The organism is Corynebacterium sp. HMSC22B11 (genome assembly GCF_001815965.1).
GTDB lineage: Bacteria > Actinomycetota > Actinomycetes > Mycobacteriales > Mycobacteriaceae > Corynebacterium.
Map to the genome: position 1 here is coordinate 95,120 of NZ_KV823480.1, position 7,896 is coordinate 103,015.

A 7,896-nucleotide genomic window follows, 5' to 3' on the forward strand; every position below is an offset into this window, starting at 1 on the left:
ATGTTCCTGATCGTCCTCTTCGTCATCGGCATCACTGCCGAAGGCGCGACCGGCGCCCTGGCCGCCGGCCGCGAGCGCATGGACCTCTTCGGCGTGGCCATCATCGCGTGCGTGACCGCCATCGGCGGCGGCTCTGTCCGCGACGTGCTGCTGGGGAACTACCCGCTGGTGTGGGTAGAAAACCCGATCTACCTGGTCTTCGTGCTCGTCGCCGCGTTCATCACCGTGGCCATCCCCGTGATGATGACTTACTTCCACTGGGTCTTCCTCATCCTCGACGCCGTGGGGCTCTCTGTGTTCACGGTGCTCGGCACCCAGATCGCCCTGGGCGCCGGGCACGGGGCGCTCATCGCGATCGTCGCGGCGGTGCTCACCGGCGTGTTTGGCGGCGTGCTCCGCGACATCATGAGTAACCGCGTCCCCCTGGTCTTCCAGGGCGACCTCTACGCCTCCGTCGCGGTCTCCGGGTCCATCCTCTACCTGGCGCTCAACGCCGCCGGGGTCAACGACAACCTCAACGCGATCATCGTCCTCGCATTCACCTTCGGCCTGCGCCTATGCGCGATCTTCTTCCACTGGTCACTGCCCGTCTTCGAGTACCAGGAGCGCGAGTTCACCCGCGACCGGGAGCACAGCCTGTCCAACCGACTGCTGAACAAGGCCCGGGAGCTGCGCCCCGCTGGCCCCCGCCAGCTGCGCATCACCGAAGGCATCGCCGGGCTGCGGCACCGCCACCACGGCGAAGAGCCGGGGGCGAGTGCCACGGGAGAGGACCCACGAACCGGGGGACGAGCGGCGACCGAGGGCGACGTCGAAAAGGAATGCGGCTGCGATTGCCACGGACAGGGGGACGGCGACACGCAGCCGAAACCCGGTGAGTAGCATTAGAAGACATGACAAGCAGCGAAAACCCACAGCACAGCGATAGCGGCGCGAAGAAGCAGCGCGTCGTCTCCGGACTCCAGCCGACCAGCGACTCCTACCACCTGGGCAATTACCTCGGGGCGGTCAAGCAGTTCATTACCCTGCAGGATGATTACGACGCCTTCTACTTCATCCCGGACCAGCACGCCATCACCGTTCCGGGATATAGCCCGAAGGACCTGCGCAACCGCACCCTCGCCGGTGCCGCGCAGCTGCTCGCGCTCGGCATCGACCCGGAGCGCTCCACCCTGTTCGTGCAGTCGCACGTCCCGGAGCACAGCCAGCTCGCGTGGGTGCTGATGTGCATCACCGGCGATGGCGAGGCCCGCCGCATGACCCAGTTCAAGGACAAGTCCAGCAAGCAGGGTAACGAGAACACCACCTCCGGGCTCTACGCCTACCCGATGCTCATGGCCGCGGACATCCTGCTCTACCGCCCGCACCTCGTGCCGGTCGGGGAGGACCAGCGCCAGCACCTGGAGCTGACCCGCAACCTCGCGGAGCGCTTCAACTCTCGCTATAAGAAGACCTTCGTGGTTCCGGAGGGCATGATCCCGCAGGGCGCGGCGAAGATTTACGACCTGCAGAACCCGACCGCCAAGATGAGCAAGTCCACCGACAACCCACGCGGCCTGGTGAACCTGCTGGACGACCCGAAGGTTTCCGCCAAGCGCATCCGCAGCGCGGTGACGGATAACGACAACGAGATCCGCTACGACGTCGAGAACAAGCCGGGTGTGTCTAACCTCCTGGTCATCCAGTCTGCCCTCGGTGACAAGAGCATCGACGAGCTCGTCGCCCAGTACCAGGAGGCCGGCTCCGGCTACGGCGACCTGAAGAAGGACACCGCCGAGGTGCTCGAGGCCTTCTGCTCCCCGCTGCGCGAGAAGTACAACGAGTACATGGACGACCGCGCCGAGCTGGAGCGCGTCCTCGCCAAGGGTGCGGAGCGCGCCCGCGAGATCGCTGCGAAGACGGTGGAGCAGGTCTACGACCGCGTCGGCTTCCTGCCAAAGCCCTAAACCGGCACACCGCGACCGACGAAAACGACATAATGAGGTACGTGCCCAGGTCGGCCACCAGCCGTCCGGCGCGTGCCACAGAATGATCCGACCCCGGATCGAAAACCCGAAGCCCCGAAAGCCTGCCCAAGGAAGGATGGACGCGCTGATGGCGAAAACATCAACGACGCCCGACTATGACAAGCTCGACGCCTACGGCGTGGAACGCAGCCGCAAAGACGACGAAGGGGCGCTGGTCAAGCTCCGCGACAAGTGGCCGTGGTTCGACCACATCATGCGGATGAACGAGCGCTACGGCGAGCAGGGCGGCAACCAGTTCGCCGCGGGCATTACCTACTTCTCAGTGCTGTCCATCTTCCCGCTGACCATGCTCGTGCTGGCAACAGTCGCGATCATCCTGGCTAATAACCAGGATCTGCTGGACAAGGTCATGGACCAGGTGACGTCCATGGGTAGCGGCGAGATGGGTGACACCCTGGGCACCATCGTCGAGGGCGCGATCGATCAGCGTAAGTCCGTGTTCTCCATCGGTCTTCTGCTGGCCCTGTGGTCCGGCCTGAGCTGGATGAACCACCTGCGCATTGGTGCTTCCGAGATGTGGAAGGTCGATAACAGCCCGGAGAATTTCATCAAGGGCAAGCTCTCCGACCTGCTGGGCCTGCTGGGCCTGCTCCTCGCCCTGGTCGTGGCCTTCGCCGTCACCACCATCGGTAACTCGGGGCTCACCGAGAAGCTGCTTGGTGTGGTGGGGCTCGACGAGGTCCCGGGCATCCGATTCATTACCTTCCTCGTGGCTCTGGTCGTTGCACTGCTGGCTAACCTGCTGGTCTTCTTCTGGCTGATGGTCTACCTGCCGCGGGCGAAGGTGCCGCGCAAGTCCGCCTTCAAGGCAGCCATCATCGGCGCGGTCGTGTTCGAGATCTTCAAGCAGTTCGCCACGATGTTCTTCTCCAACGCGCTGAGCAACCCGGCGGGCGCTGCCTTCGGTCCGATCATCGGTGTGATGGTGCTGTTCTACTTCATCTGGCGCATCACCCTGTACTGCTCCGCGTGGGCAGCCACCACGCCGGAGTCCCTGGCCATGATGACCCCGCCGGTGCCGCCGGCAGCGGTGATCCGCGTTCGCCAGGAGGTTCGCACCGGCTCCACCGACGCCGGCCGCGCCGGGCTGGTCGGCCTCGGGGCCGCCGCGGGTGTGGTCCTGGGTGGGGCCATCCGCTCGATCTTTAAGTAATCCGCCGGTTTTCACCGGGCTTCAACGGCGGGGTTGATAACCCTCCCCGCCCGCCACCATGGGGCACAGCTGCCGAGTAAGCTGTGCCCCATGATTGATTCGGACGTCATTGCATCCCTGCCCAAGGTCGAACTCCACGACCACCTGGACGGCGGCCTCCGGCCCGCCACGATCGTGGAGCTGGCCGCCGAGATCGGCTACGAGCTGCCCACGACGGACCCGGTGGAGCTCGAGAAGTGGTTCTACGACGCCGCGAACTCGGGCGACCTGCCGACGTACCTGACCACCTTCGACCACACCACCGCCGTCATGCAGACGAAGGAAGCGCTGGTGCGCGTCACCCGCGAGGCCGTCGAGGACCTGGCCGCAGACAACGTGGTCTACGCCGAGCTGCGCTACGCCCCCGAGCAGCACCAGGCCAACGGGCTGAGCCTGCAGGAGGTCGTGGAAGCCACCGTGCAGGGCGCGAAGGAGGGCGAGCGCGCCGCCGCCGCGAAGGGCAAGCGCATCCACGCTCGCCTGATCCTGTGCGCCATGCGTCATGCCGACCGCGCCACCGAGATCGCGCAGCTGACCGTGGATAACTACCCGATCTCCAGCCCGGGCGAGGGCTACGTGGTCGGCTTCGACATCGCGGGCGCGGAGGACGGCTTCCCGGCCGCCAACCACGCCGAGGCCTTCCAGCTGCTGCGCGAGAACCTCGTGCCCTTCACCATCCACGCCGGCGAGGCCGCGGGCGTGGAGTCCATCAAGGACGCCCTCGTTCAGGGCACCCTCCGCCTCGGCCACGGCGTGCGCATCTACGAGGACCTCAACGCCACCCTCTCCGGCATCGAGCTGGGGCCGGTAGCCCGCCACGTGCGCGACCGGGGCATCCCGCTGGAGATCTGCCCGACCTCCAACACCCAGACCGGTGTTGCCGAAGAAATCGCCGACCACCCCTTCAACCTGCTCTACGAGCTGGGTTTCGTGTGCACCGTGCACACCGATAACCGCCTGGTCTCCGGCACGACGATGACCCAGGAGTTCGAGCGCCTCGCGGAGGTCTTCGACCTGGAGTACTGGCAGATGCTGGAGCTGACCACCAATGCGCTGGATCATGCCTTCTGTGATGCTCCGCTGCGCGCCGAGCTGGAGCAGACCGTGATCTACCCGGCCTACGCGAAGCTGGGGGAGGAGCTCGGCTTAAGCACCGTTGCTGGTGCGGCTGCCGGTCACGAGCACGATCACGGCGGCCACGACCACGAGCACATCGGCGGGCCAGGCCAGGGCATCTCCGCGGGCCTGCAGGGCCTGCACAGCCCCAACGGCGCGGCCGGGGCGCTTGGGGAGGACGCCAACCTGGAGCTGTCCATGGAGAACCTCAAGGCGGAGCTGGAGCAGCTCGGCCTGAGCCTCGATGACGAGCCCGGCAGCGACGAGGACTCCGCGGACGAGGATTCCGCGGAGAAGGAGTAAGCACGACACCCCGCCGACCGCGCCCCACGCGCGCGGTCCCTCGGGGCGGGTCATATCGGCACGATATCGCTGCAGTACAGCGCGTCTTGAAGGATTCAGAAGGCCGGTTTGCGGTTTGACTTAGGCCTCTGACCTGCGAAAAATCAGGAAACGTGCAGAAAAATAATCCCCGAATCAACACCGCGTTCAAGCGCGCCCTCGCGGTGCTCATGGCCCTGACGATGGGCGCGGTCGCGGCATGCTCCGCCACCGGCGGTCGCCCGCGCGAGAACGCGAACGGCGAGGGTGGCGCGGCCGGTGGCGTCGATACGCCCCGCTACACCGTCGCGATGATCAGCCACGGTGCGCCCGGCGATACCTTCTGGGACCTGGTCCGCCGTGGCGCGGAGGACGCCGCGAAGAAGAACAACATCGAGCTGCGCTACGCCAGCTCCCCGCAGGCGCCTGACCAGGCCAACCTCGTGCGCAACGCCATCGACTCCCAGGTCGACGGCATCGCGCTGACCATGCCCACCGCCGAGGCGCTGGGTCCCATCGCCCGCCGCGCCACCGAGCAGGGGATCCCCACCGTCGGGCTGAACTCCGGCATGGGCCACTACGAGCGCTACGGGGTGTCCGCCTTCTTTGGCCAGGACGAGCACGTCGCGGGTGAGGCCGCGGGCGAGCGGCTGGCCAAGGACGGCGCGAAGAAGGTGCTCTGCGTGATCCACGAGCAGGGCAATCCCTCCCAGGAGGCCCGCTGTGGTGGTGCCAAGAAGGCCCTCCAGGCCAAGGGTGGCGGCACGCTGGAGACCCTCTACGTCAACGGCATGGATATGACCAGCGTGACCTCCACGGTTCAGGCGAAGCTCGCCCAGGATCGCAACATCGACTGGGTGCTCAACCTCGTCGCCCCGGTGGCCCTGGCCTCCGTCAACTCCGCCCGCGCCGCCGGTTCTGACGCCAAGATCGTCACCTTCGACACCGACGCCGAGCTCGTCACCGCCATCAAGGACGGCACGGTGCAGTGGGCCGTGGACCAGCAGCCCTACCTGCAGGGCTACCTTGCGGTCGACGCGCTCTGGCTCGCCAAGCGCAACGGTGCAATCCCAGGTGGTGGCCAGCCCGTGTTCACCGGCCCGGCCTTCGTGGACGCCAGCAACGTGGACAAGATCGAGGACGCCGCGAAGGAGGGGCTGCGCTAAATGTCTGACCCCACATCCGAGCAGGCCACCGGCCCGGCAACGGCGGAGCAGATTGACGAGGCGGCGCCGAACCTGACGTCGTCCCCGGATACAGAAAACACCGCGGACTCCGCAGCCGAGGGCGCAGCGGAACAGAACGCAGACAAGGCCGGGGACAACGCCGTCCTCGCGGCCTTCAAGCGCCCCGAGCTGACCTCCCTGGTCGGCGCGATCCTCATCTTCGCGCTGTTCATGATCCTCGCCCCGGCCTTCCGCAGCGCGGACGCCTTCGCCACCGTGCTGTACTCCAGCTCCACGCTGGGCATCATCGCGCTGGGCGTGGGGCTGCTGATGATCGGCGACGAATTCGACCTGTCCTCCGGCGTGGCCGTGACCACCGCCGCGCTCGCCGCCACGATGCTGAACTACAACCTGTGGCTGAACTCGTGGACGGGCGTGTTCCTCTCTCTGATCATTTCGCTGTCCATCGGCGCGATCAACGGCTACCTCGTCACCAAGACCGGCATTCACTCCTTCCTGATCACCCTGGCGATGTTCCTCATGCTGCAGGGCATCAACCTCGCCGTGACGAAGCTGGTCACCGGGCAGGTCGCCACCCCAACGATCTCCGACATGGAGGGCTACAACTCCGCCAAGGCCTTCTTCGCCTCCAGCTTCGAGGTCTTCGGCGTGGACGTGCAGATCACCGTGGTGTGGTGGCTGCTGTTCGTGGCGCTGGCCAGCTGGCTGCTGTTCAAGACCCGCTTCGGTAACTGGATTTTCGCCGTCGGTGGCGACGCCGACGCCGCCCGCGCCGTGGGCGTCCCCGTGCGGCGCGTGAAGATCACCCTGTTCATGTTCGTGGCCTTCTCAGCGTGGTTCGTGGGGATGCATAACCTCTTCGCCTTCGACTCGATCCAGGCCGGGCAGGGCGTGGGTAACGAGTTCCTGTACATCATCGCCGCCGTGATCGGTGGCTGCTCGCTGACGGGTGGCCGGGGAACGGCGATCGGCACGGCCATCGGTGCGCTGATCTTCGGCATGACCAACCAGGGCATCGTCTACGCCGGATGGAACCCCGACTGGTTCAAGTTCTTCCTCGGTGCGATGTTGCTGCTGGCCGTGCTGACCAATAATTCCTTCTCTCGGGTGCAGGGAGGTGCCAAGTGACTCGCAGAAACAAGCGGAAGGACGCGGCGACGGTGACGTCGACCGGGACGGGCGCGGCAGGCGACGTCGTCGCCGATAAGGGCGCCGTTGCCGACGGCGCTGCTGATAAGGACGTCCCCGGCGCCGAGGACGGCGCCACCCCGCCGATCATCGAGATGCGCGGCCTGGAAAAGGCCTACGGCGAGCGCCTGGTGCTCAAGGGCATCGACATGGAGATCCGCCCCGGCACCGTGACCTGCGTGCTGGGAGATAACGGCGCTGGTAAGTCCACGCTGATTAAGGCGCTTTCTGGGCTGCACCAGCCCACCGGCGGCGAGATGCTGATCGACGGGGAGCCAGCGAGGCTGCGCAACCCGAAGGACGCCCTCGACCGGGGGATTGCCACCGTGTATCAGGATCTCGCGGTGGTGGGGCAGATGTCCGTGTGGCGGAACTTCTTCCTGGGCCAGGAGCTCACTGGCGCGCTGGGGCGGCTGAAGGCCGACGAGATGCGCGAGATTACCGCCGAGCAGCTGGAGAAGATGGGCGTGGATCTGCCGGATGTGGAGGTGCCGATCAGCACGCTGTCCGGTGGCCAGCGGCAGGTTGTGGCGATCGCCCGGGCGATCTACTTCGGCGCGCGCGTGCTGATCCTGGACGAGCCGACCGCAGCACTGGGTGTGAAGCAGTCCGGCATGGTGCTGCGCTTCGTGAAGAAGGCCCGGGAGTCCGGGGTGGCGGTCATCTTCATCACCCACAACCCGCACCACGCCTACCTGGTGGGGGATCGCTTCATGATGCTGAACATGGGCGAGCAGGTGATGAACGCTGACTTGGAAGACGTCACACTGGAGGAGCTCACGGTGGAGATGTCCGGCGGCGGGGAGCTGGACGCGCTGAGCCACGAGCTGCGCAGCTAGCGGCGAGGGCTGGCTGCGGGGGGGGG

The 7,896-nt window shown here is 66.3% G+C and carries 7 protein-coding genes; all 7 read left to right on the top strand.

What is annotated here, in order from left to right:
- A complete protein-coding gene (locus HMPREF3088_RS03080) occupies positions 1–882 on the top strand; it encodes a trimeric intracellular cation channel family protein (RefSeq protein WP_070758391.1) in 882 nt (293 codons plus the stop codon).
- Positions 883–893: 11 nt separating this feature from the next.
- Entirely contained in the window at positions 894–1,946 is a 1,053-nt protein-coding gene (gene trpS, locus HMPREF3088_RS03085) for a tryptophan--tRNA ligase (protein ID WP_070758393.1), read from the top strand.
- A 148-nt stretch (positions 1,947–2,094) separates the two neighbouring features.
- A complete protein-coding gene (gene yhjD, locus HMPREF3088_RS03090; RefSeq protein WP_070758413.1) occupies positions 2,095–3,180 on the top strand; it encodes an inner membrane protein YhjD in 1,086 nt (361 codons plus the stop codon).
- Between the two features lie 90 nt (positions 3,181–3,270).
- Positions 3,271–4,638 (top strand): adenosine deaminase, encoded by a 1,368-nt coding sequence (locus HMPREF3088_RS03095; RefSeq protein WP_070758394.1) that lies wholly within the window; start codon positions 3,271–3,273, stop codon positions 4,636–4,638.
- Between the two features lie 209 nt (positions 4,639–4,847).
- The gene (locus HMPREF3088_RS03100; protein WP_210398553.1) at positions 4,848–5,822 is read left to right on the top strand and encodes a substrate-binding domain-containing protein; all 975 of its coding nucleotides are present in this window, start codon (positions 4,848–4,850) and stop codon (positions 5,820–5,822) included.
- Positions 5,823–6,971 carry an ABC transporter permease gene (locus HMPREF3088_RS03105; protein ID WP_070758398.1) on the top strand — a complete coding sequence of 383 codons (1,149 nt, stop codon included), beginning with the start codon at positions 5,823–5,825 and terminating at the stop codon, positions 6,969–6,971. It abuts the gene before it with no gap.
- Positions 6,972–7,126: 155 nt separating this feature from the next.
- Entirely contained in the window at positions 7,127–7,870 is a 744-nt protein-coding gene (locus HMPREF3088_RS03110; RefSeq protein WP_210398551.1) for an ATP-binding cassette domain-containing protein, read from the top strand.
- Positions 7,871–7,896 lie beyond the last annotated feature (26 nt).

What these genes read in the sequence shown, in the direction of transcription:
- HMPREF3088_RS03080 (WP_070758391.1), top strand. Translation starts at nt 1, where the DNA reads ATGTTCCTGATCGTCCTCTTCGTCATCGGCATCACTGCCGAAGGCGCG.
- yhjD (WP_070758413.1), top strand. Translation starts at nt 2,095, where the DNA reads ATGGCGAAAACATCAACGACGCCCGACTATGACAAGCTCGACGCCTAC.
- HMPREF3088_RS03095 (WP_070758394.1), top strand. Translation starts at nt 3,271, where the DNA reads ATGATTGATTCGGACGTCATTGCATCCCTGCCCAAGGTCGAACTCCAC.
- HMPREF3088_RS03110 (WP_210398551.1), top strand. Translation starts at nt 7,127, where the DNA reads ATGCGCGGCCTGGAAAAGGCCTACGGCGAGCGCCTGGTGCTCAAGGGC.
- HMPREF3088_RS03100 (WP_210398553.1), top strand. Translation starts at nt 4,848, where the DNA reads ATGGCCCTGACGATGGGCGCGGTCGCGGCATGCTCCGCCACCGGCGGT.
- trpS (WP_070758393.1), top strand. Translation starts at nt 894, where the DNA reads ATGACAAGCAGCGAAAACCCACAGCACAGCGATAGCGGCGCGAAGAAG.
- HMPREF3088_RS03105 (WP_070758398.1), top strand. Translation starts at nt 5,823, where the DNA reads ATGTCTGACCCCACATCCGAGCAGGCCACCGGCCCGGCAACGGCGGAG.